The sequence below is a fragment of the Kineococcus sp. NPDC059986 genome (genome assembly GCF_040702905.1).
Lineage (GTDB): Bacteria > Actinomycetota > Actinomycetes > Actinomycetales > Kineococcaceae > Kineococcus.
The window spans coordinates 15,085-41,077 of sequence record NZ_JBFBND010000040.1 but is presented as its reverse complement, the minus strand read 5'-3'; the positions used below and the strand labels follow the sequence as shown (position 1 = coordinate 41,077).

The 25,993-nt window shown below is 75.0% G+C and carries 26 protein-coding genes; 17 read left to right on the top strand and 9 right to left on the bottom strand.

The features are described 5' to 3' along the window. Window positions 1-135: 135 nt before the first annotated feature. Window positions 136-609 carry an SRPBCC family protein gene (locus AB0637_RS21540; RefSeq protein WP_366174740.1) on the bottom strand — a complete coding sequence of 158 codons (474 nt, stop codon included), beginning with the start codon at window positions 607-609 and terminating at the stop codon, window positions 136-138. 30 nt (window positions 610-639) lie between these two features. Here AB0637_RS21540 and AB0637_RS21535 point away from each other — a divergent pair, with 30 nt between their 5' ends. Continuing rightward, window positions 640-2,733, top strand: coding sequence for a hypothetical protein (locus tag AB0637_RS21535; protein WP_366174739.1), 2,094 nt, complete (start codon window positions 640-642; stop codon window positions 2,731-2,733). Window positions 2,734-2,846: 113 nt separating this feature from the next. Here AB0637_RS21535 and AB0637_RS21530 read toward each other — a convergent pair whose 3' ends face one another. Together AB0637_RS21530 and AB0637_RS21525 are read right to left on the bottom strand one after the other, a co-directional pair. Continuing rightward, window positions 2,847-3,314 carry a GNAT family N-acetyltransferase gene (locus AB0637_RS21530; protein WP_366174738.1) on the bottom strand — a complete coding sequence of 156 codons (468 nt, stop codon included), beginning with the start codon at window positions 3,312-3,314 and terminating at the stop codon, window positions 2,847-2,849. A gap of 78 nt (window positions 3,315-3,392) precedes the next feature. Then, window positions 3,393-4,181, bottom strand: a complete 789-nt coding sequence (locus AB0637_RS21525; RefSeq protein WP_366174737.1) for a class I SAM-dependent methyltransferase — start codon at window positions 4,179-4,181, stop codon at window positions 3,393-3,395. Window positions 4,182-4,249: 68 nt separating this feature from the next. Here AB0637_RS21525 and AB0637_RS21520 point away from each other — a divergent pair, with 68 nt between their 5' ends. The 8 genes from AB0637_RS21520 (at window position 4,250) to AB0637_RS21485 (ending at window position 13,699) form a co-directional block, all read left to right on the top strand. Next, window positions 4,250-5,176: a glycosyltransferase family 2 protein gene (locus AB0637_RS21520; protein ID WP_366174736.1), complete on the top strand. Its 927-nt coding sequence runs from the start codon at window positions 4,250-4,252 to the stop codon at window positions 5,174-5,176. Beyond that, the gene (locus AB0637_RS21515; RefSeq protein WP_366174735.1) at window positions 5,173-7,176 is read left to right on the top strand and encodes a glycosyltransferase; all 2,004 of its coding nucleotides are present in this window, start codon (window positions 5,173-5,175) and stop codon (window positions 7,174-7,176) included. The genes AB0637_RS21520 and AB0637_RS21515 overlap by 4 nt, the downstream gene beginning before the upstream one ends. Before the next feature lie 3 nt (window positions 7,177-7,179). Then, on the top strand, window positions 7,180-8,148 hold the full coding sequence (locus AB0637_RS21510; protein ID WP_366174734.1) for a lysylphosphatidylglycerol synthase domain-containing protein: 969 nt from the start codon (window positions 7,180-7,182) through the stop codon (window positions 8,146-8,148). Between the two features lie 134 nt (window positions 8,149-8,282). After that, window positions 8,283-9,833 carry an ABC transporter substrate-binding protein gene (locus tag AB0637_RS21505; protein WP_366174733.1) on the top strand — a complete coding sequence of 517 codons (1,551 nt, stop codon included), beginning with the start codon at window positions 8,283-8,285 and terminating at the stop codon, window positions 9,831-9,833. Further along, window positions 9,830-10,771: an ABC transporter permease gene (locus AB0637_RS21500; RefSeq protein ID WP_366174732.1), complete on the top strand. Its 942-nt coding sequence runs from the start codon at window positions 9,830-9,832 to the stop codon at window positions 10,769-10,771. Before AB0637_RS21505 ends, AB0637_RS21500 begins: the two co-directional genes overlap by 4 nt. A gap of 65 nt (window positions 10,772-10,836) precedes the next feature. Further along, the gene (locus AB0637_RS21495) at window positions 10,837-11,709 is read left to right on the top strand and encodes an ABC transporter permease (protein WP_366174743.1); all 873 of its coding nucleotides are present in this window, start codon (window positions 10,837-10,839) and stop codon (window positions 11,707-11,709) included. Continuing rightward, complete coding sequence (locus AB0637_RS21490) at window positions 11,706-12,683, top strand: ABC transporter ATP-binding protein (RefSeq protein ID WP_366174731.1); 978 nt, start codon at window positions 11,706-11,708, stop codon at window positions 12,681-12,683. The genes AB0637_RS21495 and AB0637_RS21490 overlap by 4 nt, the downstream gene beginning before the upstream one ends. Further along, window positions 12,680-13,699: an ABC transporter ATP-binding protein gene (locus AB0637_RS21485; RefSeq protein ID WP_366174730.1), complete on the top strand. Its 1,020-nt coding sequence runs from the start codon at window positions 12,680-12,682 to the stop codon at window positions 13,697-13,699. Before AB0637_RS21490 ends, AB0637_RS21485 begins: the two co-directional genes overlap by 4 nt. A 123-nt stretch (window positions 13,700-13,822) precedes the next feature. On the opposite strand, the gene AB0637_RS21480 is transcribed toward AB0637_RS21485, so the two are convergent. Continuing rightward, window positions 13,823-14,335 (bottom strand): hypothetical protein, encoded by a 513-nt coding sequence (locus tag AB0637_RS21480; protein ID WP_366174729.1) that lies wholly within the window; start codon window positions 14,333-14,335, stop codon window positions 13,823-13,825. A gap of 81 nt (window positions 14,336-14,416) precedes the next feature. On the opposite strand from AB0637_RS21480, the gene AB0637_RS21475 reads away from it, so the two are divergent. Then, a complete protein-coding gene (locus tag AB0637_RS21475) occupies window positions 14,417-14,989 on the top strand; it encodes a GNAT family protein (protein ID WP_366174728.1) in 573 nt (190 codons plus the stop codon). Beyond that, window positions 14,989-15,885, top strand: a complete 897-nt coding sequence (locus tag AB0637_RS21470; RefSeq protein ID WP_366174727.1) for an aminoglycoside phosphotransferase family protein — start codon at window positions 14,989-14,991, stop codon at window positions 15,883-15,885. The genes AB0637_RS21475 and AB0637_RS21470 overlap by 1 nt, the downstream gene beginning before the upstream one ends. A gap of 55 nt (window positions 15,886-15,940) precedes the next feature. Here AB0637_RS21470 and AB0637_RS21465 read toward each other — a convergent pair whose 3' ends face one another. Beyond that, window positions 15,941-16,489, bottom strand: a complete 549-nt coding sequence (locus AB0637_RS21465; protein WP_366174726.1) for a TetR/AcrR family transcriptional regulator — start codon at window positions 16,487-16,489, stop codon at window positions 15,941-15,943. Window positions 16,490-16,588: 99 nt separating this feature from the next. On the opposite strand from AB0637_RS21465, the gene AB0637_RS21460 reads away from it, so the two are divergent. After that, window positions 16,589-17,014, top strand: coding sequence for a nuclear transport factor 2 family protein (locus tag AB0637_RS21460; RefSeq protein ID WP_366174725.1), 426 nt, complete (start codon window positions 16,589-16,591; stop codon window positions 17,012-17,014). A 12-nt stretch (window positions 17,015-17,026) separates the two neighbouring features. On the opposite strand, the gene AB0637_RS21455 is transcribed toward AB0637_RS21460, so the two are convergent. Next, window positions 17,027-17,968 (bottom strand): LysR family transcriptional regulator, encoded by a 942-nt coding sequence (locus tag AB0637_RS21455; protein WP_366174724.1) that lies wholly within the window; start codon window positions 17,966-17,968, stop codon window positions 17,027-17,029. A gap of 50 nt (window positions 17,969-18,018) precedes the next feature. Here AB0637_RS21455 and AB0637_RS21450 point away from each other — a divergent pair, with 50 nt between their 5' ends. Beyond that, window positions 18,019-18,933, top strand: coding sequence for a DMT family transporter (locus AB0637_RS21450; RefSeq protein ID WP_366174723.1), 915 nt, complete (start codon window positions 18,019-18,021; stop codon window positions 18,931-18,933). Beyond that, window positions 18,930-19,868, top strand: a complete 939-nt coding sequence (locus tag AB0637_RS21445; RefSeq protein WP_366174722.1) for a DNA-3-methyladenine glycosylase 2 family protein — start codon at window positions 18,930-18,932, stop codon at window positions 19,866-19,868. The genes AB0637_RS21450 and AB0637_RS21445 overlap by 4 nt, the downstream gene beginning before the upstream one ends. 1 nt (window position 19,869) lies before the next feature. Here AB0637_RS21445 and AB0637_RS21440 read toward each other — a convergent pair whose 3' ends face one another. Genes AB0637_RS21440 through cofD form a run of 3 tightly spaced genes read right to left on the bottom strand, consistent with a single transcriptional unit; the run spans window position 19,870 to window position 22,530 of the window. Next, window positions 19,870-20,499 carry a cyclase family protein gene (locus tag AB0637_RS21440; RefSeq protein WP_366174721.1) on the bottom strand — a complete coding sequence of 210 codons (630 nt, stop codon included), beginning with the start codon at window positions 20,497-20,499 and terminating at the stop codon, window positions 19,870-19,872. A gap of 7 nt (window positions 20,500-20,506) precedes the next feature. Next, on the bottom strand, window positions 20,507-21,547 hold the full coding sequence (gene cofE, locus AB0637_RS21435) for a coenzyme F420-0:L-glutamate ligase (protein ID WP_366174720.1): 1,041 nt from the start codon (window positions 21,545-21,547) through the stop codon (window positions 20,507-20,509). Then, on the bottom strand, window positions 21,544-22,530 hold the full coding sequence (cofD, locus tag AB0637_RS21430; RefSeq protein WP_366174742.1) for a 2-phospho-L-lactate transferase: 987 nt from the start codon (window positions 22,528-22,530) through the stop codon (window positions 21,544-21,546). Before cofD ends, cofE begins: the two co-directional genes overlap by 4 nt. Before the next feature lie 395 nt (window positions 22,531-22,925). Here cofD and AB0637_RS21425 point away from each other — a divergent pair, with 395 nt between their 5' ends. The 3 genes from AB0637_RS21425 (at window position 22,926) to AB0637_RS21415 (ending at window position 25,992) form a co-directional block, all read left to right on the top strand. Continuing rightward, the gene (locus AB0637_RS21425) at window positions 22,926-23,186 is read left to right on the top strand and encodes a WhiB family transcriptional regulator (protein ID WP_328296267.1); all 261 of its coding nucleotides are present in this window, start codon (window positions 22,926-22,928) and stop codon (window positions 23,184-23,186) included. Window positions 23,187-23,308: 122 nt separating this feature from the next. Continuing rightward, a complete protein-coding gene (locus AB0637_RS21420; RefSeq protein ID WP_366174719.1) occupies window positions 23,309-23,665 on the top strand; it encodes a hypothetical protein in 357 nt (118 codons plus the stop codon). Window positions 23,666-23,832: 167 nt separating this feature from the next. After that, window positions 23,833-25,992, top strand: a complete 2,160-nt coding sequence (locus tag AB0637_RS21415) for an ATP-binding protein (RefSeq protein ID WP_366174718.1) — start codon at window positions 23,833-23,835, stop codon at window positions 25,990-25,992. Window position 25,993 lies beyond the last annotated feature (1 nt).

Sequence of the window (25,993 nt, the reverse complement as noted above, 5' to 3'; positions counted from 1 at the left end):
ACCTGGAACGGCCCGAGTACGGGACGGGATCGACCGGCCCGCTGGTCCTCGACTGGCTGGACCACGGGGTGCTCCTGCGTCGGGCTCCTGGGACGAGCCCGACGTGACGACGATCCCTCCCGCCGAAGGCCGGGGTCAGGGACGCGGCGGGGTGACCCGTTCGGCCACCGCGCGCAGGTGCGCGGCCCGCCGCCGCAGCAGCCGGCGCAGGTACGGCTCGGCCACCAGCCGCACGGCGAGGGCGCCCAGCGGCCCGCCCGGCAGCTCCACCTGCATCCGATCCGTCATCCGCGTCCCGCCCGGTCGGGCCGTGAACAGGTGCTCGTGGTGCAGGCGGCGGAACGGGCCGCGGACCTGCTCGTCGACGACGCGGTGCGGACGCTCGACCGCCGTGACGCGGCTCGTCATCGTCCACCGCACCCCGAGGTGCCACGCACGGAACGTCACCTCCTCGCCCTCGGCCAGCGTGCGGCGACCGGTGCTCGTCGTCGCCCGTTCCCGGCTGCCGCGCACGGAGTCCGCGTGCACGTCGACGTCGAGGACGAGGTCGTGCAGCACCTGCGGCGGGGCCGCCACGTCCGTCACGACGACGATCGGGGGGACGATCACGGGGTGAGTCTGCCGGTAGGTTCTCGCGGCGTGAGCAGCACCGGGTCGACCGCCGCAGGAACCCTTCTGACGCGGGTCCCCGTCGTCCTGGCGGCCGCTGTCGGGGCGCTCACGGTCGTCGCGGTCCCGCTGGTGCTGCTCGACCTGTGGACGCCGGCCGTCGCGGTCCCGGTCGGGCTCGTCGTGGCCGTCCTGGCCGGCCGGCTGGCGTGGGGCGTCCCCGCGGTCGCGGCCGGGTGGTGGTCCGCCGGCGGCAGCGCCGCGATCGCGCTCGCCGCGGGGGTGTGGGCCGCCCTCACCCACGCCGAGCACGTCGTGCTGCGCCGCGACGCGGGGTCGATGGCGCTGTACGCCCACCAGCTCGCGACCCACCACGGTCTCCCCGTCGACGCGTCCGTGGCCGCCCTCGGCGGGGCCGCGGCGCTCGCCGACCCGAACGTCTCGCTGGCCTCGCCGGCGTTCTACCAGGTGGGCGACCACGTGGTGCCGCAGTTCCTGCTGGGCGCCCCGGCGCTGTACTCGCTGGGGGAGTGGGCCGGGGGGTGGACGGGGATGTTCGTCGTCCCGGCCGTCCTCGGCGCGTTCGGGATCCTCGCGGTCGCCGGGTTCACGGCCCGCGTCGTCGGCCCGCGCTGGGCGCCGCTGGCCGCGGCGACCCTGGCGATCGCCCAGCCCGTCCTGCACGCCGACCGCTCCACGTACTCCGAACCGCCCGCCCTCCTCGTCCTCTTCGGCGCCGCGACGCTGCTCGTCGCGCTGCTGCCCGCGACGGGCCGCACGGCCGCACGTCTCGGCGGCGGGGCCGGGCTGCTGCTCGGCGCCTGCGGGTTCGTGCGCATCGACTTCCTGCGCGAGGTGGCGGTCCTGGTGCCCGTCCTCGCCGTCCTCGTCGTCGTGCGGCACCCCGGCGCCCGAGCGCTGCTGGCCGGGACGACGGTCGCGTCCCTGCTCGCCGTGGCCGCCGCGCTGCTGACGTCGCGGCCCTACCTGGGGACGATCTCGGGGTCGCTGCTGCCGCTGGTCGCGGGCCTCGTGCTGCTCACCGCCGTCAGCGTCGTCGTCGTCCGGCTGGCCCGGCGCGGGACCCTCGCCCGGCAGGCGTGGCTCACGAGCGAGCGGCTGCCGACGCTCCTGGCCGCCGCCCTCGGCGTCGTGCTGGTCGTCCTGGCGAGCCGACCGCTGTGGCTCGTCGTGCGCCAGGACCCGCAGGACTCCGGCAGCAAGCTCGTCGCGGCCCTGCAGCTGGCGCAGGGACTCCCGGTCGACGGCGGCCGGACGTACGCGGAGCACTCGATCAACTGGATCGCCTGGTACCTCGGCTGGCCCGCGGTCGCCCTCGCGGGGGCCGCGGCCGTCGTCGCGCTGCCGCGGGTCGTGCGCGCCGTCCAGGGGGCGGGCCGGGAGGGGGCCGGACTGCCGGCGTGGACCGCGCCGTACGTCGTGGCCCTCGGCTCGACGCTGCTGACGCTCTACCGCCCCGGCATCACCCCCGACCACCCGTGGGCCGACCGCCGGTTCGTCGTCGTCGTGCTGCCCGCCGTCGTCGTGCTCGCGGTGGCCGCCTGCCGGTGGGTCGTCGTGCGGTACGCGGGCCAGCGGTCGACGGGGGTGCGGGTCGCGATCGCCGTCGTCCTGCTCGTGGGCCCCGCCGTCTGGGGCACCCTGCCCGTCGCGACCCAGCGGACCGAGGTGGGCGAGCCCGCCGCCGTCGCCCGCGCCTGCGCGAGCTTCGCGCCCGGTGACGTGGCCCTGGCCGTCGACCCCCGCGCGCGCAACGAGTGGCCGCAGGTGCTGCGCGGGACGTGCGACGTCCCGACGGCCTCCCTCGTCGTGCCCACCAGCCAGGGGCGGGCCGGGACGACGGAGTACTGGGCGACGCTCAGCGCGGCCGTCCAGCGCGAGGCCGCGCGGATCCGCCAGGCCGGGGGCACCCCCGTCCTCGTCGCCGCCGGCGGGGACACCGACCCCGTCGAGGTGCTCCAGCGCCTCGGGGTGCAGGATCCCCGCGTCGTCGTGAGCCGCCGGACGACCGAGGACGAACGGGTCCTGACGCACCGCCCCGAGGGCGTGCAGCGGGTCGACATCCGCCTGGTCACGGGCACCGCCCCCGAACCCACCCCCTGACCCTCACCCTCCGTCACCGCCGGCGGTCGCCGTGGGGGGATCGTTGACGCATCGCGCCGAACCTATGAGCCTGTCGCGTCAACGAGTCCCCCCGGCGGCCGCCCCGCGGTGACTCAGGGTGAGGGCGGGGACGGCGGGTGGCGGTAGGTCGCGTCGGGCTCGCGCTCCTCGTTCCCGCTGCCGTCGCCGGTGGTGACGAGCTCGAAGCCGTGCCGCTCGTAGAACCGGCGGGCGCCGGTGTTGCGCTGGAACACGTGCAGGCGCAGCTCGCTCTCGCGTCCGGCCAGGACGTGCCCGAGCAGTGCGGTCCCGACGCCCCGGCTCCACGCGGTGGGCGCGACGTAGAGGTGCTCCAGCCAGTCCCCGTCGACGGCCGCGAACCCCAGCAGGGTGCCGTCGTCGGCGCGGGCCAGGTGCACGTCCTGGTGGGCGAGGACGACGTGGGCCACGAACGCGCGGGTCTCGGCGTCGGTGTGCAGGTCGGGCAGGTAGGTCATCGTCGCGCGGGCGGCGAGGAAGACGTCCGCGACGGCGGGGGCGTCGGCCGGGGTGGCGGGGACGATGCGGGACACGGGGCCCATCGTGGACGCGCGGCTCCCGGCGACCCACGGGTTTTCGCCGTGGGTGTCCCCCCGCGGTGTGCCCGATCGGGGTGCGGGTCAGGCGGGCAGCGTGGCCCGCGAGCAGCGGGTGACGTACTCCAGCTCCAGCCGGCCCACGCGCCGCAACCGCTCCTGCGCCTGCGCGCGCACGTCGGCGAGCACCTCCTCGCGGCGCTCGTCCTCCAGCGCGATGACCCAGCTGCGCGAGCGCGTCAGGTCCAGCAGCGACTCCACGCTCACGGGGTCGGACCAGCGGACGTCGTACCGCTCGACGGGCCCGAACGGCGGGCCGACGCGGGGGGCGAGGCTGCCGAGCTGCTCCTCGCCGGGGCCGGGCAGCAGCCGGTCCAGGCGCGCGATCCACTCCACGCCGGCGTCGCGCACGTTCCACAGCAGGCCCAGGCGGCCGCCGGGGCGCAGCACGCGGGCGACCTCGGGGGCGGCGGTGTCGGGGTCGACCCAGTGCCACGCCTGCGCCATGAGCACGGCGTCGACGCTGCCGTCGGGCAGCGGGATCGACTCGCCGGTGCCGTCGAGCACCTCCACGTCCGGCAGGACGCGGCGGAACGTCTCGCGCATGCCCGGGGTGGGTTCGACGGCGACGACGTCGAGGCCGCGCGCCCGCAGCGACCGCGTCAGCTTCCCCGTGCCGGCCCCGAGGTCGACCACCCGCAACGGTCGGTCCGCGGCACCGTCGAGGGGCGCGGCCGGCAGCAGCCAGTCGAGCGCCTCGTCGGGGTAGCTGGGGCGGGCGCGGTCGTAGACGTCGGCGACGGCGCCGAAGGACCGCGCGCGCTCGGCGGCGCGGTCCCGCGCGGGTTCTGCGGAGGACCCGTGGTGGCTCACGGGCACATCGTGCCGCCCCGCGTCGGCGTCCCGGGAACCGCCCCGTTCGTAGGTAAGCTCACCCCGCCATGCCTGTCGAAGATGAGGTCCAGCCCCTGAGCGGACCGGCGCCCGTCGCCACGATCGTGCTGCCCTGCTACAACGAGGAGGCACACGTCCTGCTGGAGGTCCAGCGCATCACCAAGGCGATGGACGACGACGGCATGCCGTACGAGTTGCTCGCGGTCGACGACTGCTCGACCGACGACACGCTGAAGGTCCTGCGCTCCGTCGAGCACGAGTACCCGCACCTGCGCGTCGTCGCCTTCCGCCGCAACGGCGGTTCGGGGACGGTCCGCCGCATCGGGACCCAGATGGCCCGCGGCGAGATCGTCGTGTGGACCGACGCCGACATGTCCTACGAGAACGAGCGCATCCCCGAGCTCATCAGGGTGCTGCTCGAGGACGACTCCTACGACCAGGTCGTCGGTGCGCGCACGACGGAGGAGGGCTCGCACAAGGCGCTGCGCGTGCCCGCCAAGTTCGTCATCCGCAAGGTCGCCGAAGTCCTCGCCCGCGAACGGATCCCGGACCTGAACTCGGGTCTGCGCGCGTTCCGCCGCGAGGTGTCCCTGCCCTACCTGCGGCTGCTGCCGGCCGGGTTCTCCTGCGTCACGACGATCACGCTGTCGTTCCTGTGCAACCAGCACGACATCAAGTTCGTGCCGACGAGCTACGCCAAGCGCGCGGGGAAGTCGAAGTTCCACTTCACCAAGGACGCCTACCGGTACATCCTCCAGGTGCTGCGGATGATCATGTACTTCGAGCCGCTGCGCGTGCTCATGCCGGTGGCGCTCTTCCTCTTCGGCCTCGGGTTCGTCAAGGGGATCACCGACATGTTCCGGCACGCCTTCTACTTCCCGGCCAACACCGTCCTGCTGCTCGTCTCCGGGCTCCTCATCGGCGCGGTCGCGCTGCTCGCCGACCTCGTCGTGCGCTCGCGGGACAGCGCGTGAGCCCCGACGCGACCGCCGCCGGTCCGCACCGGGTCGTCGTCCTCGGTCCCGCGCACCCGAGCAAGGGCGGCATCGCCGTCCACACGACCGAGCTGGCCCGGCACCTCGCCCGTGACGGGGACGACGTCAAGCTCGTCTCCTGGGCCCGGCTCTACCCCGAGCTGCTGTACCCGGGACAGGTCCGCCTGCCCGACGGTGCCCCCGAGGTCCCGGAGTTCAGCCCGACCCTGCGGCCGTTGTCCTGGTCCTCGCCGGCGTCGTGGTGGCGCACGGGACGGCGCATCGCGCAGGCCGACCTCGTCGTCATCGCCCACGTCGTGCCGCTGCAGGTCCCCGCGCTGCTGACGGTCCTCGCCGCGATGCGCGCGGCGCACTCCAGCGCCCGCACCGTCGTCGTCGCCCACAACGTCCTGCCGCACGAAACGAACCCGGGCGACGAGCTGCTCGTGTCCCGGTTGTTCGCCGCCGTCGACGGCGTGGTCGTGCACTCCGACGACCAGGCGGCGCTGGCCCACGCGCACGGCGCCCGCCGCGTCGTCACGGCCGACCTGCCCCCGCACCTGCCCGGCGGCGCGAAGCTGTCCGGCGAGGCCGGGTCCCGGGTGCCCCGCGACGGCGGTGTCCGGTTGCTGAGCCTCGGCGTGGTCCGCGAGTACAAGGGTCTGGACCTGCTGCTGGAGGCGCTGCGCGAGGTGCACCAGCGCGGCTTCGACGCGCGGCTCACGATCGCCGGTGAGCTGTGGGGCGCCGCGGGCCGGCGGGTCCGGGAGCTGGCGACGGGGCCCGGGATGCGCGGGCACGTCGAGCTGCGCGAGGGGTACGTCCCCGCGGCCGCCATCCCCGAGCTCATGGCCACCCACGACGCCGTCGTCCTGCCGTACCGCTCGGGGACGGCGTCGCAGAACGCGCTGCTGGCCTTCGCCCACGGCCTGCCCGTCCTCGCGACCCGCGTCGGGTCCTTCCCGGCCCAGGTGCGCGACGGCGTCGACGGGGTCCTCGTCGAGCCGGGCAGCGCCGCGGCCCTGGCCGAGGGCATGCTGCGCTTCGCCGACGGTGGGCTGAAGACGTTGCGGGACAACGTGCAGGACCCCGACCTCGAGGTCCCGTGGGACGCCTACCTCGGCGCCGTCGACGAAGCCGCCCAGGGGGGCGCGGCCGCGGCCCCGCCCGGCGGCAAGGCCCTGGCCGTCGCCAAGCGCGGCGCCGAGCACGCCCTGTGGACCCGGGTCGGCGTCCAGCGCCGCGTCGGCGAGCAGCTGGCCGCGCGCCGGCTCACCGCCGCCCCCGCCGCGCGTCCGGTGCCCTCGGGCGTCCCGCGCACGGGGGTCCTGCACGACGCCGCGGAGGTCGCCGACGCCGTCGCGCAGACCAAGCGGCTGCACCTGCCCGCGCACCCGGACTCCCCGAAGAACTGGGACGCCCTCGGCGCCGTCGCGGCCGTCCTGACGCTCGCCGACGACGGCTCCCGCACGGCCCGCGTCCTGGACGCCGGGTCGGCCCGGTACTCACCGGTCCTGCCGTGGCTGCGCCTGTACGGCCTGGGCAGCCGGCGCGGCGACCTCGCCGGCATCAACCTCGAGTTCGGCGCGACCGTCCACCGCGACGGGGTCGAGTTCCGCCGCGGCGACGTCACCGACACCGGCCTGCCCGACGGCTCGCTCGACGCCGTGACCTGCATGTCCGTCATCGAGCACGGCGTCCCCATCGCCGGGTTCCTCACCGAGACGGCCCGCATCCTGCGTCCCGGTGGCGTCCTGGCGCTGTCGACCGACTACGACCAGGACCCGCCGGACACCACGGGGGTCACGGCCTACGGCGCGCCCGTGAAGATCTTCTCCCCGGCGGACCTGCGCGACCTCGTCGCGCTCGCCGCGCGGGTCGGGCTCGACCTCGTCGGCGAGCTGACGGACGACGTGCTGGCCCACCCCGAGCGTCCCGTGCACTGGAAGCGGACCGGACTGGACTACACGTTCGTGCTGCTCACCTTCGTGCGGCGCTGAGGCGTGCTGACCAGACTCCTGGGCGTCCTGCGCTCACCCGTCCTGCGGGTCGGGTTCCTCGTCGTCGCGCTCGGCCTCGCCGTCGTCTACGTCGTGCGCGACCGGGCCGCGATCGCCGACGCGTGGTCGCGGCTCGACGCGTGGGCGGTGCTGCTCGCCTTCGTGCTGTCGCTGGCCAACGTCACCCTGTCGGGGGCGTCGTGGCGGGCCGTCCTGGCCGACCTCGGCTCGCCGCTGCCCGCGGGTGCGGCGGCACGGGTGTTCTTCGTCGGCCAGCTCGGCCGGTACATCCCGGGCACGGTCTTCCAGTTCGTGGCCCAGGCCGAGCTGGCCCGGGACCACGGGGTTCCCCGGCGCCGCACCGGGTCCGCCCTCGCCGTCGCGCTGCTGGTGTCGATGACGACGGCGTCCCTGCTGGTCACGGGCGTGCTGCCCCTCGCCCTGCGGGGCCGCGACATCGCCGGCTGGGAGTGGACCGGCTGGCTGCGGTGGGCGACGCCGCTGCTGCTCGTCCTCCTCGTCCCGCAGGTCATCAACCCGCTGCTGCGCGTCCTGCTGCGGGTGGCCCGCCAGGAACCGCTGGAGCACCGCATCACGCTGCGCGGGCTGCTCGCCTCCGCCGGCTGGGCGCTGGCCTCCTGGGTCGCGGTGGGGCTGCAGGTGTTCGTGCTGGCCCGCGCCGTCGGCGCCGACTGGTCGACGGGCTCGACGCTGGCGCTCGCCGTCGGGGGGTACGCGCTGGCCTGGATGGTGGGGTTCCTCGTCGTGCTCGCCCCCGCCGGCGCCGGGGCGCGCGAACTCGTGCTGGGCGCCGTCGTGGCCCTGGTGACGGGTTCGGGGGGTGCCGCCGTCGTCGTCCTGGGGTCCCGCGTGCTGCTCACCGCCTCCGACCTCGTGCTCGCGTTCGCGGCGCTCGCGGGGCACCGCGCGGAGCTGGTGGCCCGTGCGAAGGCCGCGCGCGAGGAGCGCTGACGGCACCCCGTCAGGTTCCGATCTGATCACGAAGACCCGCCGTGGGCGGTTCTGGATTGGTGTTCGGGGCCACTTCTCGGCAGGGTGTGGCGCCGGCACGCGTCCTGACCCCGAGCCCCCCTAGGTGATCGAACATGCGCCGCAGAGCCCTCCTGGCCGCCCTGGCCGCGTCCCCGCTCATCGCCACGACCGCCGGGTGCAGCGTCGGTGAACGCGTCGACACCGGGGACGGGAACGCCGCGGGACCGGCCGGTGGCGGGGCGTTCGTCGCCGCGATCAGCGCCGAGCCCGACCAGCTCGACCCGCACAAGACGACGGCCTACGCCAGCTTCCAGGTCCTCGAGAACGTCTACGACACCCTCGTCGTCCCGAACGGGAAGACGCTGGAGATGGAACCCTCGCTGGCCACGCAGTGGGAGACGAGCGCCGACGGGCTGACCTGGACCTTCCGCCTGGTGGACGGTGTGACGTTCCACGACGGGACGCCGTTCACCGCCGCCGACGTCGTCTTCTCCTACAAGCGCATCATCGACCAGAAGTTGGCGAACGCGGCGCGGTTCGCGACCGTCGCCGACGTCACGGCCCCCGACGACCGGACCGTCGTCATCACGCTGAAGCGCCCGACACCGAACCTGCTGTCGCGCATCGGCGGTTTCAAGGGCATGGCGATCCTGTCCAAGGACGTCGACGAGAAGACCCTGGCGACGAAGGCCAACGGCACCGGACCCTTCTCGCTGCAGGGGTCCTCGGCGAGCGAGATCTCGCTCAAGCGGTTCGACGACTACTGGTCGCGGGCGCCGAAGCTCGGCGGGGTGACGTTCCAGTTCCTGCCCGAACCGGCCGCGGCGCTGACGGCGCTCACGACGGACCAGGTGCAGTGGACGGACAACGTGCCGCCGCAACGGGTCGCCTCGTTCAAGGACGACGAGTCGGTCGACCTCGGCGAGGTCGCCAGCGTCGACTACTGGTACCTGGCGATGAACTGCGCCAAGGCGCCCTTCGACCGGGTGGAGGTCCGGCGGGCCATCGCGTTCGCGGTCGACCGCGAGGCCGTCACCGAGGCCGCGAAGTTCGGCACCGCGCGGGCCAACCAGACGGCCATCCCGCAGGGCAGCGAGTGGTACTACGACTACGCGCCCTTCCGCCGGGACCTCGACGAGGCCAAGCGGTTGCTGCAGCAGGCCGGGGTGAGCACCCCGGTGACGATGGGGCTGATGGTCACCTCCGACTACCCCGAGACCGTCACCGCGGCGCAGGTCATCGCGAGTCAGCTCGAACCCCTCGGCGTGAAGGTCGACATCCAGACCGAGGACTTCGCCACCTGGCTGGACCGGGAGGGCCGCGGGGACTTCGACGCGTTCATGCTCGGGTGGCTCGGGAACATCGACCCGGCCGACTTCTACGAGGATCAGCACCGCACGGGCGGGGCGAACAACTACCAGAAGTACTCCAACCCCGTGACGGACGGGTTGCTGGACCGTGCCGCCGTCGAACCCGACAAGGCCGCGCGCAAGACGCTCTACGAGCAGGCCGCGAAGCAGATCGTGGACGACGTGTCGTACCTGTTCCTCTACAACCCCGACGCCGTGCAGGTCTGGAAGAAGGGCATCACGGGGTACGAGGTGCGGGTCGACAAGGCGGTGGACTTCGGCACCCTGGCGTTGCCGACGCGGGGCGACTCGTGACGGGTCTGGCCGTCCGGCGCACGCTGCAGGCGCTCGTCGTCCTCGTCGGGGTCAGCATCGCGACGTTCGCGCTGGTCCACCTCGTCCCCGGCGACCCCGTCCGCCTCGCGCTGGGGACCCGGTTCGACCAGGGCACGTACGACGCGCTGCGCGCACGCGCCGGGCTCGACCAGCCGCTCGTGGCGCAGTACTTCTCGTGGTTCGGGCACGCCCTCACCGGCGACCTCGGGGTGAGCTTCCGCTCCGGTGACCCGGTGACGCTGCTCATCCTGGAACGCCTGCCCGCCACCGCGTCCCTGGCGGCGGCCTCGATCCTCGTCGCACTGCTCATCGCCGTCCCGCTGGGCACCGCCTCGGCCCTGCGCCCCCGGTCGGTGCTCGACGGGGCGGGGACGGTGCTGTCCCAGATCGGCATCTCGGTGCCGGAGTTCTGGATGGGCATCATGCTCATCCTCGTGTTCGCCGGAACCCTCGGCTGGTTCCCCGCCGGGGGGTACGTCCCGCTGACCGAGGACCCCGTCGGCTGGTTGCGGTCCCTCGTCCTGCCGGCCGTGACGACGGGCCTGGTCTCGGGCAGCGTCCTGACGCGGTTCACCCGGTCCAGCGTCCTGGAGGCCCTGTCGGCCGAGCACGTCCGCACGGCCCGGGCCAAGGGGCTCGGCGCCCGCGCCGTCCTCAACTGGCACGTGCTGCGCAACGCGTTGCTGCCGCTCGTGACCGTCACCGGGGTCCAGTTGGCGTACCTGCTGTCGGGAGTCGTCGTGGTGGAGATCGTGTTCGCGTGGCCGGGCCTCGGGCAGCTCGCGCTGCAGTCGGTGCAGGCCCGTGACTACCCCGTCCTGCAGGGGGCCGTGCTGCTCTTCGCCCTCGTGTTCCTCGTGCTGAACCTGGTGGTGGACCTGCTGTACTCCGTGCTCGACCCGAGGATCAGCGCGTGAGCGCCCCCACCGCCGACCGGGCTCCCGTGAGCGTGCGGCCCCGCGAACGGCGGTTCACCGACGGTCTGCGGTTGCTGCTGTCCTCCCCGCCGTCGCTGCTCGCCGCGCTGGTGCTCGTCGTCGTCGTGGTCGTGGCCGTGTTCGACCGGCAGATCGCGCCCTCGGGGGCCAACGAGGTGGACGTCACCCAGCGGTTGCAGGCCCCCAGCGGGGCGCACTGGTTCGGCACCGACGACCTCGGCCGGGACGTCCTGTCCCGGGTCGTGCTCGGGGCGCGGGTGTCCCTGCAGGTCGGGGCCGTCGCGGTCGGGTTCTCCCTCGTCGCCGGTGTCCTCGTGGGGTTGTTCGCGGGGTTCTACGGCCGGTGGGTCGACACCCTCCTCATGCGTCTCATGGACGTCCTGTTCGCGTTCCCGGCGATGCTGCTGGCCATCGCCGTCATCGCGGTCCTGGGGCCGGGGACGACGAACGCGATGATCGCCATCGGCATCACCTACACGCCCGTCTTCGCGCGGGTGACGCGCTCGGCCGTGCTGGGGGTGCGCGAGACGGTCTACGTCCGGGCGTCCCGGTCCGTCGGGGCCTCGGACCTGCGGTTGCTGTTCCGGCACGTGCTGCCCAACGCGGCGCCGCCGGTCATCGTGCAGACGTCGGTGAGCCTGGCGTTCGCCGTGCTCGCCGAGGCCGCCCTGTCGTTCGTCGGGCTGGGCACCCAGCCGCCGGACCCGAGCTGGGGCCGGATGCTGTCCGAGGGACGCGGGTACATCGACATCGCCTGGTGGATGGCCGTGTTCCCCGGGTTGGCGATCGTGCTGCTCGTCCTGGCGTTCAACCTGCTGGGCGACGGGTTGCGCGACGTCCTGGACCCGCAGCAGCGCAGTGCGTTGCAGGCCGGCCGGCGACACCTCGCCGGCCGTCGCAGGAGGGGAGTGCGATGAGCGTCCTGGAGGTCCGCGACCTGCGGGTCGAACTCGACACCCCGCACGGCGTCGCCCACGTCGTCAACGGGCTCGACTACACCGTCGACGCCGGGGAGACCGTCGCGATCGTGGGGGAGTCCGGCAGCGGCAAGAGCGTGTCCGTCATGGCCCTGCTGGGCCTGCTGCCCGGCCACGCCCGGGTCACCGGCTCGGCCCGGTTCGACGGGCGCGAACTCGTGGGCGCCTCGGAGTCCGCGCTGCGCGAGGTGCGCGGCAACGGGATCGGCATGGTGTTCCAGGACCCGATGACGTCCCTGAACCCCGTGCTGCCGATCGGGCGGCAGGTGGGGGAGGGGTTGCTCGCGCACCGGCTCGTGCCGTCGAAGAGGGCGGCGCGGGAACGGGCCGCCGAACTCCTCGCCGACGTCGGTCTGCCCGACCCGTGTGGGGTCCTCGACCGGTACCCGCACGAGTTGTCCGGCGGGATGCGCCAGCGCGTCGTCATCGCGATCGCGCTGGCCGGGAACCCGCGGCTGCTCGTCGCCGACGAGGCGACGACGGCCCTCGACGTCACCGTCCAGGCGCAGATCCTCGACCTCGTCGCACGGTTGCAGTCCGAGCACGGGACGGGCGTCGTGTGGATCTCCCACGACCTCGGGGTCGTGGCCGGGACCGCGGACCGGGTGCTCGTCATGTACGGCGGGCGCTGCGTCGAGGACGGCGGTGTGGACGAGGTGTTCGAGGCGCCGGCGCACCCCTACACGCGGGGGCTGCTGGGATCGCTGCCGTCGCTGACGGCCCCCGCCGAGGACCTCGTCGCGATCCCCGGGACACCACCACCGCCGACGGACCTGCCGCGCGGCTGCGTGTTCCACCCGCGCTGCCCCGTCCGCGGCGACGCGCGCTGCGCCACCGAGCAACCGCCGCTGGTGCCCGTCGGGGGTTCCGGCACGCACCGCGCGGCGACGTTCTACGGGTTGGAGGGTTCGTGAGCACGACGACGAACGACGACGTGCTGGTGCGGGCACGCGACCTGCAGGTGCACTTCCCGGTGCGCTCGAGCGGGTTGCGGCGCCGGAGGACGGGGGCGGTGCGCGCCGTCGACGGCGTCGACCTCGACGTGCGGCGCGGCGAGGTCCTCGGGTTGGTGGGGGAGTCCGGCTGCGGGAAGTCGACCCTCGGCAACGCCCTGCTGCGTCTCGTGGAACCCACGGGCGGGTCGGTGGAGTTCGACGGGACCGACGTGACCGGGTTGTCGAAGCGCGACCTGCGGGCGTTGCGGCGCCGGGCCGTCATGGTGTTCCAGGACCCGTACGCGAGCCTGGACCCCCGGATGACGGTCGGGCAGACGGTCGCCGAACCGCTGCAGGTCCACGGGTTGCACCCCGGGACCGCGGCCCGCACGGCCCGCGTCGCCGAACTCCTCGACCTCGTCGGCCTCGACCCCGCCGTGGCGTCCCGGTACCCGCACGAGTTCTCCGGTGGTCAGCGCCAGCGCGTCGGGATCGCCCGGGCCCTGGCCGGGGAACCCGACTTCGTCGTGTGCGACGAGGCGATCGCCTCCCTCGACGTGAGCGTGCAGGCGCAGGTGCTGAACCTGCTCCGCTCGTTGCAGCGGCGGCTGGGTCTGACGTTGCTGTTCGTCTCCCACGACCTCGCGGCCGTGCGGCACCTCGCCGACCGGATCGCCGTCATGTACCTCGGCCGGGTCGTCGAGGTCGCCTCCGCGGCGGAACTGTCGGACGACCCGCAGCACCCCTACACCCAGGCGCTGCTGTCCGCCGTGCCCGTCCCGTCGCCCGCGCTGGAACGTCGCCGCGAGCGGATCGTGCTGTCCGGCGACGTGCCGTCGGCCGCGCGGGTGCCGTCGGGGTGCCGGTTCCGGACGCGCTGCCCGCAGGCGTTCGACCCCTGCGCGACCGTCGACCCCGCGCTGCAGGGCGTGGGGGTGGGGGCGGGTCACGTCGCCGCCTGCCACCTGCACGGGCTCGTCCCCGCCCGCGGCTGAAGCCCGCGATCCCGCGGGGGCGGTTCCTGCGCGGCGGCGGCGGGGTGGCCTCGTCGGCCCACCGCGGCCGGTGATCGACCGCGGGGAGGCAACGAGGCAGAACCCCGGCCGGCGCCGGGACCGTCAGACGGGTCCGGCGGCCCGGGCTTCGCGCACCCCGGCGAGGGCGTCGCGCAGCTGCTCGATCCACTCCTGCTGGTGCTGCCCGACGAGCCGCACGCACCAGGCGAGCGCCTCGGACCGGGTCCGCGCCACCCCGGCGTCGACGAGGGTGTCGAGCACCTGTCGCTGCGGCTGGCGCAGACGGGTCATGACGGGGGTCGCGAGGTGGGTGAAGAGCTCCTCGGTGTCCCCGCACGCCGCGCCCCAGGCGACCTTGCGGCCGAAGAGGGTCTCGGCCTCGTCGGCGATGCGCATGCGGGCCCCGCGGGTCTCCTCGCGGAAGCGGGCGATGCGGCCGGCCTCGCCGCGGCGGGCGGCGGCGGCCCCGCCCTCGGCGGGCACGTCGGTGGGGCGGGCGAGTCGCCCGGTGACCACGATCTCCTCGCGGTCGACGGAGACCGCGGGGGCGGCCTCGAACCAGTCCTGCGGAAGCCGGCCCGTGAACCAGGCGGCGATGTCGTCGGTGTCGCTCATGCTGCAATTACCGGATTACACGCTTGCAGTGTCAAGACCGTGGGGCGCGTGTTCGCCGAGGGCGTGGTCGACCATGGAGCCGTGCCCGCCGACCAGCCCGCGCGACCCGACCTCCCGCCCGTCCCCGAGCGCCTGCCGGCCGGGCCGGTCGTGCTGCGCCCGTTCCGCGACGGCGACGTCGCGATGGCCGTCGAGCTCGCGCGCGACCCGTACGTCCCCCTCACCGGATCCCTCCCGGCCCACGCCGACGCGGAGCAGGCGCTGGCGTGGGTGCGGCGCCAGCGCGGACGGTGGGCGGAGGGGGTGGGGTACGCGTTCGCCGTCGCCGACCGGGACAGCGACGAGGCCCTGGGGCAGATCGGGTTGTGGGTCCGCGACCTGGACCAGGGGCGGCTCTCCGTCGGCTACGCCGTGGCGGCCTCGGCGCGCGGGCGGGGTGTCGCGGCGGCCGCCCTCACGGCGCTGACCTCCTTCGCCTGGACGGTTCCCGGGGCCCACCGCGTCGAGCTGCGGGTCGAACCGTGGAACGCGGCGTCGATCCGGACGGCCGAGCGGGCGGGTTACCGCCGCGAGGGGTTGCTGCGCAGCCACCAGGAGATCGGTGGACGGCGGCGTGACCTCCTGCTCTTCGCGACGGTGCGCGGGGACGGTTGATGGCTGACGGCGGAGGCGACCGGCCGCCGACCCAGGCCGCGCTGCGCTCGTGGGCGGACCAGCGGTGGCCCGGGCAGGGCTGGGCCACGAGCCGACTGACGCACGGGGCCTTCCACCCGGTGCTCCTCGGGGACGACCGGGTCCTGCGCGTCGCCGTCGGTCCCGGGCACGAGGAGCGGGCCCGGTGGGAACTGGTGTCCCACACCCTCGTCGCCGCCGTCGCCCTGCCGTGGCCGGTCCCGCGGCTCCTCGCCCCCACGGTCGTCGCGGGGCCGACCTGGTCGGCGCCCCTGCTCGAGCGGTTGCCCGGGGCCGTCGCCCCGGACCTGGCCTGGGGCTCCCGCACCGCCACGGTGTTCGGCCGGCTGCTGCGGTCACTGGCCCGGACGGACGAGGCGCTCGTCGCCGGCCTCCCACCGCACCGGGCGTGGTGCGGCGGGACGGGCTGGCGGGGCGTCGTCGAGGAGGACCTCGCGCCCCTGCTGCCGCGGTCGGCGGCGACCGCGGCGACCCGGGCCGCCGACGCGGCCCTCGCCCTCGAGGGTCGGGTCCAGCCGGTGCTCTGCCACGGTGACCTCGGGCCGCACAACGTGCTGTGGCGCGACGGGAGACCGGCCGGGGTCGTCGACCTCGACCACGCCTGCGTCGCGGATCCCGCCGTCGACGTCGCCGGACTGGTCGCGTTCTTCGATGCGGGCGCCGTCGCCGAGCTCGTGGACGCGGACGTCCTCGACCGGGCGATCACCCTCCGCGCGGTCCTGGGGCTCGAGGTCGCCGCGGCCGCCCACCTGCTCGGCGACGTCGCGTTGCGGGACCACGCTCTGGCGAACTTCGTGCGGCGCAGCGCGAACGGGGAGCTGAGGATCGCTCCGTCGCGACCCCGTCGCCCACGCTGAGCCGACCGCCCGACGGTGACTCCGGCACGAGACTCCGGTACGAGACTCCGGCACCTCACTCCGGCACGGCACGCAGTGCCAGCTCGGCGATCCGGGCGAGCTGGGCGCCGTCGGCGCCGTCGCGCGCGGAGGAGGAGAGCCCGATGAGCAGGGCGTGGGCGAAGGCGGCGAGGGTCGCGGGGTCGCGTCCGGGGTCCGGGTCGGCCGCGACGCCCGTCACCTGTGCCACGTGGGCTGCGGTGGCGGCCCGGTTGGCGGCCCGTCGGTCCGCGAGCTCGGGGGAGCTGTTGACCAGGCAGCCGCGCGGGTGGTCCTCGTCGACGTACTCGCGCACGGCGACGTCGAGCATCGCCCCGAGGACCTCGCGCGGCGTGCGGCCCGCGGTGCCGGCCGTCGTCACCGATCGCGGACTCGCCTCGTAGCGCGCGACCGCTTCGTCGAAGAGTGCCCGCTTGTCGCCGAAGGCCGCGTACAGGCTCGGCGCCGAGATGCCGAGCGCGCGGGTGAGGTCGGCGATGGACGTGGCGTCGTACCCCTGCTCCCAGAACAGCTGCAGGGCCTGGTCCAGAGCGGCGTCCCGGTCGAAGCGGCGAGGTCGTCCCACCTCCGCATTCTATAACGGTCGCTACAGAAGTGGTACCGTTCTGTATCGATCACTACAGAACTTGTCGCCGCGCAGACGGCGAGGATCCGGAGGAGTGCCATGACGACCGACGACACCGCCACCACCTGCACGGCCGCCGTCACGGGCGCGTTCCTGCAGTGCCTCGCGACGCAGGACGCGGACGGGCTGGGGGAGTTCTTCGCTGACGAGGTCGACTGGTTCGTGCCGGGAGATCCGCGCGCGACGCCCTGGGTGGGCGTGCGGTCGCGGGCCTCCGAGGTGCCCGCCTACTTCCGCCAACTGTGGTCGGCGCTCGTGCCGGGACGCAGCGTCGTCACCGTCGACGCCGTGCTCGCGGATGGTGTCGAGGCGGCCGTGTTCGCCACCTTCGAGCACGTCGCCGCGCCCACCGGGCGCCCCTTCCGCACCGGGGTCGCTCTGCGCCTGACGGTCACCGGAGGCCGGATCACCCGCCTGCACCTCCACGAGGACACGGCGACCGTCGCGGCCGCCTTCGCCGGTTGACCGGAGGGACCCTCACGTCACCCCGTCCGGCCGCTGCGCCGCCACCCGCCGGAACGCCTCGAGCACCGCGGCCGTCGGGGCGTCCGTCCCCCGCCCCGCGCGGGTGGCGGCGTAGATCGACCGGGCCGGCGGCCGGCCCGACAGCGGGACCACCCGCAGCCCGGCCGGTCGCAGGGGGTGCGCCAGGCGCGGGACGAGCGCGACCCCCGCACCGGCCGCGACGAGGGCCGCGAGCGCGTCGAACTCGTACGTGTGGTGCCGGACGTCGGGCGCGAAACCCGCTGCGGCGCAGGCCCCGGTCGTGATCTGCGCGCACGCGTCGTCGGTCGCGGCGGCGACCCACTCCTCGTGGGCCAGCTCGGCCAGGTCCACCTCGGCGCGGTCCGCGAGCGGGTGGTCGACGGGCAGGAGGGCGTCGAGGACGTCGGTGAGCAGGTCGACGCGGTCGTAGCGGGCGTCGTCGCGGCGCGGACCGGCCGGGTGGTCGACCGTCACGACGATGTCGAGGTCGCCGGCGTCGAGCCCCGCGACCGCGTCGACGGGTTCGCGTTCGCGCACCAGCACGCGGACGCCGGGACGCTCGGCGCGCAGGGTCCGCAGCGCCGGGCCCACGACGGCGTACACGGCGCTCGCCATGGTCCCCACCCGCACCTCCCCGACGAGGCCCGCGTCGAAGGCCAGCAGGTCGGCGCGGGCCCGTTCCAGCTGCGCCGCGACGGCGTCGGCGTGGCCGAGCAGGACGCGCGCCTGGCCCGTGAGCCGCACCCCGCGGCCCTGCCGCTCCAGCAGTGGGACGTCGAGGTCGCGCGCCAGGCCTGCGAGCTGCTGCGACACGGCCGACGGGGTGAGGTGCAGGGCGGCGGCGGTCGCGGCGACCGTGCCGCGGCGGTCGACCTCGCGCAGCAGGCGCAGCCGCCGCAGGTCGATCGTGAAGTCCTCGCTGTCGAGACCCATGACGAAACTCTAGCTGGACTGAACGGTCGACGGAGGGAGACGATCGGGAGGTGAACCGCCGCGCCGCCCTGCTCTTCGCCGCCCTCGGCCTCGCCTGGGGCATCCCCTACCTGCTCATCAAGATCGCCGGCGAGGAGCTCGCCCCGTCCACCCTCGTGCTGGCCCGCACGGCGCTCGCGGCCGTCGTGCTCGCGCCCTACGCCCTCGCCCGGCGGGAGGTGCGCGCGGCCCTGCCCGCCCTCGCCCGCCGGTGGAAGGCCGTCGCCGTCTACACGGGGTTCGAGATCGTCGGCCCGTGGCTGTTCCTGGCCCGGGCCGAGCACGACCTGCCCAGCTCGACGACGGCCGTCGTCATCTCGGCGGTCCCCGTCGTCGGCGTGCTCGTGGCCCTCGCCTCCCGCCGGGCCGAACGCCTCGGCGCCGCCGGCTGGACCGGGCTGGCCCTCGGGACCCTCGGCGTCGCGACGCTCGTCGGGTTCGACCTGCACCCCGGGCAGTTCGGGGCCGTCGCCGAACTCGCCGTCGTCGTCGTCGGGTACGCCGTCGGCCCCGCCGTCCTGGCCCGCCACCTCGGCGACCTGCCCGGGGCGGCCGTCGTGCTGGCGAGCCTCGTGCTGTCCGCCCTCGTCTACGTCCCCGTCGTCGCGCTGGGGCCGGGGCTCCCCGCCGCGGTGCCGTCGGCCGGCGTCCTCGCGTCCGTCGCGGCCCTCGCCGTCGTCTGCACGGCAGGTGCCTTCCTGCTGCTCTTCGCCCTCGTCGGCGAGATCGGTCCCGTGCGCGCGACGGCCATCGTCTACGTCAACCCGGTCGTCGCCGTCGTGGCCGGCGCGGTCGTCCTCGGAGAGCGGATCACCGCTACCACCATCGGAGGGTTCGCGCTCGTCCTCGCCGGGTCCTACCTGGCCACCCGGGCCCCCGCGCGCCGACCGGAGCAGCCGGCCCCGCCGCTTACCGTGGAGGCATGACGCCGGACGGGGAGCTGCGCTGGGTGCCCGGCCGGCCCGTCCCCGTGACCGCGATGCTGCGCCCCCTGCGCCGCGGCGGGGGAGACCCCACCTACCGGCAGGACGCCGACGGGTCCGTCTGGCGCGCCACCCGCACCCCGACCGGTCCCGTCGTCCTGCGCGTGCGGGCCCGCCCGGCCGACGCCAGCGTGCACGCCGAGGCCTGGGGCCCGGGGACGGAGTGGGCCCTGGCCGGTGTCCCCGACCTGCTCGGCGCGGCCGACGACACGTGGGAGGAGTTCGTGCCCCGGCCCGAGCACACCGTCCTCGTGGAGTCGTGGCGGGCGCACCCGCACTGGCGCGTCGGCCGGACCCGCGCGGTCTTCGAGGCGTTGTCGGCCTCGGCGCTCGAACAGGTCGTGACGGGCGTCGAGGCCTTCGCGGCCTGGCGCCGGCTCGTGCACCGCTTCGGCGAACCGGCCCCGGGACCCGCGGGGCTGCTGCTGCCGCCGAGCCCCGAGCAGTGGCTGCGGGTCCCGTCCTGGGAGTGGCTGCAGGCCGGGGTCGAACTGCGCCGCCGGCGGGTGACGATCCTCGCCGCCCCCCGCGCGGCCGGTCTCGAACGCACCCTCGCCATGACGCCCGACGAGGCCGACCGCGCGCTGCGCTCGCTGCCCGGGGTGGGGGTGTGGACGTCGGCGGAGGTCCGCCAGCGCGCCCACGGCCACGCCGACGCGTTCAGCTTCGGGGACTACCACGTCGCCAAGAACGTCTCGTGGGCGCTGACCGGTGAGGTCCTCGACGACGCCGGCTGCGCCGAGGTCGTCGAGTGCTACCGGGGCCACCGGTTCCGGGTGCAACGACTGCTGGAGTTCGCCGGAGCCTCCCGCCCGCGGCGCGGTCCGAAGATGACGCTGCCGACCCACACGCCGAACCGGGCCGTCCGCTCGCGCTGACCTACGCCAGCGCGCGGGCGACGGCGCGCACCGGCGACCCGTCCCCACGCGTCAGCGCCCACGCGAACGCCGCGAACTCCACCCGTCCCGGCAGTTCTCCCAGCCCGCGCAGGTTCTCCACGACGACACCCGGGTCGGCCCGGTCGCCGAGCAGGACCCGGTGCGCCGCCAGGGTTCCGGGGCCGTCGACGCTCGCCGCGTCGATCCCGACGGTCCGCACGCCGGACGACCGCAGGAACCGCGCCGCCGCGGGCGTCAGGTGGGGGTGCTCGAACTCCGCCGGGGTTCCCGCCTGCTCGTCCCACCCGGTGCGCAGCAGCACGATCCGGGCCCCGGCCGCCGCGCCCAGCAGGTCCGGGCCCACCGCCGGGAACCCCCGCACGTCCAGCACGACGGCCGGTCCGGCGAACAACTCCAGGGGGAGTTCGTCGACGGTCGGACCGTCCGGGACGACGTGGGCCGGGGCGTCGACGTGGGTGCCCGTGTGGGTCCCCAGCGACAGGGCCGTGACGCGGCAGGGACCACAACCCTCCACGGGGTGCGGGCGCGCCGAGAACTCCGGGTCGCCGGGGTAGACGGGCATCCCCGCCCGCACCGGACGGGACAAGTCGACCCACCCGGACGCCGTCACCGGAACCTCAGCGGGGCAGTTCGACGGTCCGGACCCGGACGCTGCCGGGTTCCCGGTCGACCAGCCCGACGAGGAACTCGGTCCACAACGCCGCCAGCACGCGCTGGGTCAGGGCCCCCAGGGAGAACTCGTCGGCGGCTTCGACCCGCAGGGCCGGGCCCTCCCGGCGCACGACCCCACCGGCGACGGGCCCCGCTGCGAGGGCGACCTCGGCCGCCCGGTCGAGGCGGTCGGTGAGGGTTCCGAGGTCCACGGGCGGCGGTTCGACGCCGCCGGCCCCGAGCGCCGCCCGCACGGCCTCGACGTGCCCGAGCCGGAACCAGTCGCCCGGCCCCGACCGGACGGTCGAGCGGGCGCCGGGTCCGGCGTCGTCCAGCGGCAGCACGAGGTCGGCGAGCCCGCGGAACAGGGCGGCGGGCACCCCCTCCGCCTTGCCCTTGACGAGGTCGGCGGCCGCCGCGAGCTCGTCGGCGACGGCGCGCGCCGTCACCGACAGTTCCCGGCCGGAGGTGTCGAGGCTGCCGCGCAGGTCGTCGAGCGGGTCGATCCCGGCGGTGCCGAGCGCGAAGTCGGTCTGCCCCGCCCGCCAGGGCCGTCCGGCGGTGTCGGTGACGACGACGCCGACGACCGCGCCGGTCAGTTCGTGCAGCCGGGTCCGCAGCGCCCGGGCCGTGGCGTCCGGGTCGTGCGGCAGCGTCAGGACGACCTCGCCCTCGACGTTCGAGGCGTCGACCCCGGCGGCGGCCATGACGGGGCCCGCGGCGGACTCGACGATCCGCGCGGTGCCCGTGGGCGTGCGCCGGGCGGCGACGAGGCGGCGGGACTCGCGCAGCACGACGTCGTCGCGGTCGACGGCCGCGGCGGCCAGGCCCGCCGCCTTCGAGACGACCTTGCTGGAGACGGCGATGACGTCGCCGTCGCTGAGGGAGGCGCGCTGGGCGTGCAGGGCGTCGACGACGAGCGCGGCGACGTCGTCACCGGCGTGGACCTCGCCGATGCCCGTGAGCCCGACGACCTGCAGGTGACCGGGGGAGTGGTGGGCGTTCACGCGGCGCGCTCCCGTCCGACGAGCTCCAGCGCCAGGTCCAGGGTCGCGCCGGCGAGGTCGGCCGTGGCGGCGGGGGAGCTCATGAGCAGCGGACGGCGGCGGACGACGAGCCCGGACCGGGCGGGCGCCTCGTCGCCCTCGGCGATGAGCCAGCCGTCGAGGAAGTCGTCGTAGAGCCCCGCGACGGCGGCGGCCGTCGTGGGGACGCCGATGGCGGCCAGGCAGGCGTCGGCCATGCCGCGCACGGGCGCGCCGGCGATGACGGGGGAGACGCCGACGACGGGTGCGACCGTCTCGACGAGGGCGCGCCGGACGCCGGGCACCTGCAGGACCGTGCCGATGGACACCACGGGGTTGCTCGGCGGCAGCACGACGACGTCGGCGTCGCGCAGCGCGTCGAGGACACCGGGGGCGGGGGTGGCCTGCGCGGCCCCGACGGCCTCGATGCGCACGGCCGGCACGGCGGCGTGCCACCGGACCCACCACTCCTGGAAGTGCACGCGCCGGACGCTCCCGTCCGGCCCGTCGGCGAGGTCGACGTGGGTCTCCACGACGTCGTCGGTCATGGGCAGCAACCGGACGCCGGGCCGCCACCGCTGGCACAGGTGGGCCGTGACCTCCGAGAGGGTCGCGCCCTCGGCCAGCATCCGCGTCCGCACGAGGTGGGTCGCGATGTCCTTGTCGCCCAGGGTGAACCAGGACGGCTCGGCACCGTAGGCGGCGAGTTCGGCGGCCACGCCGGAGCTCTCCTCCGCCCGGCCCCAGCCGCGGACCTCGTCGATGCCGCCGCCCAGGGTGTACATGACGGAGTCGAGGTCGGGGGAGATCCGCAGACCGTGGAAGGTGACGTCGTCGGCCGTGTTGCTGACCACGGTCACCTCGGCCGCGCGGCGCCCGGGGTCGGGGGAGGCCGCCAGGTGCGCCAGCAGTCCGCGCAGGAACCGGGCCCCGCCGACACCGCCGGCGAGGGCCGTGATCCGCAGGGGTCGGCCGGGTCCGTTCACGTCGCTCACGGTCGTCATCATCCCCTGTCGCCTCCTGGATCCCACCGGGTCACCCGTTCGGAGGCCCGGTCAGGAGGGTGCGCGGGTGGGGCGGGTGTGACGGATGGGGTCAGGGTCTTCGCAAGTGCAGCACGGGATACCACGGCGGGCTTGACTCTCCGGGACGACACGCGTGTAATTCCCCCAGTGGTGGTCGCAGGGTGACTGGCACATCACGGGGAGTGACAGGACCGAGGCTGTGGGGGCCACCAGTGAGTGACGACGTCGAGTACCTGGAACTCGAGACCGACGAGGACGTGTCGGAGGACCGGACGCAGGACCTCCTGGCGGGGGTGCCGACCGCGGACGGCCGGCCCGAGCTCTCGCTCGTCGAGATGACCGGCGGCCTGACGGGGCTGTCCGGCCTCACGCCGGAGGACCCGGGCTGGCAGGAGCTCGCCCTGTGCGCCCAGACCGACCCCGAGGCCTTCTTCCCCGAGAAGGGCGGGTCGACCCGCGAGGCCAAGCGCGTCTGCCAGTCCTGCGAGGTCCGCCAGGAGTGCCTGGAGTACGCGCTCGGCAACGACGAGCGCTTCGGCATCTGGGGCGGCCTCAGCGAGCGCGAACGCCGCCGCCTCAAGCGCCGCATCAGCTGATCGGGCGACCTCCCCGCGCGACCGGGCGACCGGCGCGCGACGGTGCTCCAGTCCGGCCCCCGACCTGCCGAGAAGACAGGTCGGGGAGGACCGCCGGTCCGCCGAGCACGGGGGAGGAAGCGATGAACCAGTCGATCTGGGAGCGCCGTCAAGCTGTCGCGTCCCGCCTCGAGGGCCACGTCCGGCAGGAGCGCATCGTGCGCGACGAGTTCGAGACGGCTCTGGCCGCCGCGTCCCTCGACGCCCGCGACGTCGACCCGGACGGCCACCTGGGGCGCGCGGTGATGGCCGTCGCCCACCTCGCCCCCGACACCCCGGGTTTCGACGTCGTCCTCGGGCTGTCCTCCGGTGGTCACGGTGTGCGCGTGCACGCCGGCCCCGACGGGCACGCCCAGGTCGAGGTCGTCGAGATCACCGCCCAGGAGTCGGCGCCGGCGGCCGTGGCCTCCGAGCTGGCGGCCCTGCTGTGGCAGCGCTGACCCGCTCCACCTTCTAGAAACGATTCAGGATCACCCGATCGGCCGCTGCAGGCCCCTAGAAGACGCGACGATCACTCATCCAGCGCCGGTCCCCCGGCGAGCACGTCACCGATGACTGTCCGGTGCGCCTCGTCCCGCGAGGTCGCTCCGCTGGAAGAGGAGCAAGGATGACCTTCTTGTTGCGTCGCGTCCGGGTGGGCGCACGCTTCGCCATCGCGTTCGGGGTGATCCTGGCGCTGACCCTGCTCACCGGCGTGGTCGCCTACGTCGGGAACCAGGCCCAGACCGATGCCGTGCAGCAGACCCGGGACACCGCCCGCGTCGTCCAGTTCGCGAGCCAGCAGAAGTTCTGGGGGGCCGACGTCACCGGGTGGCAGACCGGCCTGGCCCTGGACACCTACCGCTACGGCACGCAGGCCGCCCTGGACCCGAACTCCCCGAGCCTCGTGGGGCTGGAGAAGGACAAGGCCGGCCTCCGCCTGGACCTGCTGACCGCTCCGCTGTCGATCATGACGCCGTCCGAGCAGGCCATGAACAAGCAGCTCATCACGCTGTGGGACAACTGGATCGACTCCAACAACCGTGCGCAGATCGCCTACCGCGACAGCCGCGTCTCCGACGCCGAGGGCTACCTGCAGCAGGGGCTGAACACGTTCGGCGACATCGTGAAGGTCACCGACCAGCTCAAGGCCTCCGTCGAGGCCCGTGACGCCACCGCCCAGGCCGCCGCCGCGCACACCGCGCGCCTGGCCCAGGGCTTCATCGTCGGCTTCGCCGTCCTGGCCGTCGTCCTCGTGGCCCTCATGCTCCTCGCCCTCATCCGCACCGTCGTCCTCCCGCTGCGCGCCCTCACCGCCCGCGCCGACGAGGTCGCCTCTTCGCGTCTGCCCGAGGCCATCAGCGCCGTCCGCGCCATGCCGGCCGACGCCACGCCGCCCACGCTGCCCGCGTTCTCCGTGACCACCAAGGACGAGCTGGCCGACCTGGCCGTCGCGTTCAACCACGTCCAGGACAGCGCCCTCGACCTCGCCGTCGAGCAGCACCGCGCCGACCGCGCCTCCGCCGAGATGCTCGTCAACCTCGGTCGCCGCAACCAGAACCTGCTCAGCCGCACGCTGGCCTTCCTGGCCGACCTCGAGCGCAACGAGCGGGACCCGCTGGTGCTCGACAAGCTCTTCAAGCTCGACCACCTCTCCACCCGCGTCCGCCGCAACGCCGAGTCGATGCTCGTCCTGGCCGGCGCCGAGCAGACCCGCGCCAAGACCCGTCCCGTGAAGGCCGCCAGCGTCGTCCGCGCCGCCCTGGCCGAGATCGAGGACTACTCCCGCGTCGACCTGTCCGCCCTCGACGACGTCACGCTGCACGGCAGCGCCGCCGCCGACACCACCCACCTCCTCGCCGAGCTGCTGGAGAACGCCACCGCGTTCTCGGCCGGCAGCACCCGCGTCGTCGTCAACGGCACCGCCACCCTCGAGGGCGGCTACCGCATCGCGATCGCCGACGCCGGCATCGGCATGAGCGCCGAGGAGCTCGACGAGGCCAACAGCCGCATCGCCTACGCGGCCCTGACCCGCCCCGACTCCCGCCTGCTGGGCCACCACGTCGTCGGTCTGCTGGCCGACCGCTGGTCCATGACGGTCACCCTAACCGCGGGCGCGAGCGCCGGCATCGTCGCGACGGTCGAGCTCCCGGCGTCGCTGCTCGTCGAGGCCCCCTCCGGTGCCCCCTCCGGTGCCCCCTCCGGTGTCCTCGCCGGTGCCCCGGTCGAGGCGTCCGCCGAGGCCCGCGCCGAGGCGGCCGTGGCCCCCGTGACCGCGCCGGTCGTCCCCGTCGCCGAGCCCGCGCTCGTCGCCGCCGTGCAGGCCGTCGCGTCCGCCCCCGAGGTCGTCGCCCCCGCGCCGGTGGCCCACGCCGCCCCGGTCGCACCGGTCGTCCCCGCCCCGGCCCCGCTCCCGGCCGCCGCGCCGGCCGCACCCGCGGCACCGTCCGTGCCCTCCGCCCGCGTCCGCGGCGCCCAGCTCGGTGAGCTCGGCCGCGACCTCGGCCGCACGGCCGACACCGGTTCGGGCCCCGTCGTGGCCTCGCTGCCGGCCCCGGTCGTCGAGGAGGTCGCCGTCCAGGCGCCCGTCGTGCCCACCCGGGTCCGCGGCGCGCAGCTGCCCGACACGGGCGAGGAGGCCGCCGCGACGGCGACCACGCCCCGGTCCGCCGACCAGGTCCGCCGCGGCCTGTCCGGCCTGCAGAGCGGTGTCTCCCGCGCCCGTCGCGACAGCGCCGAGCTGCAGGGCACCGAAGAGTCCACCGAAGCGTCCACCGAGAGCGAGTGAT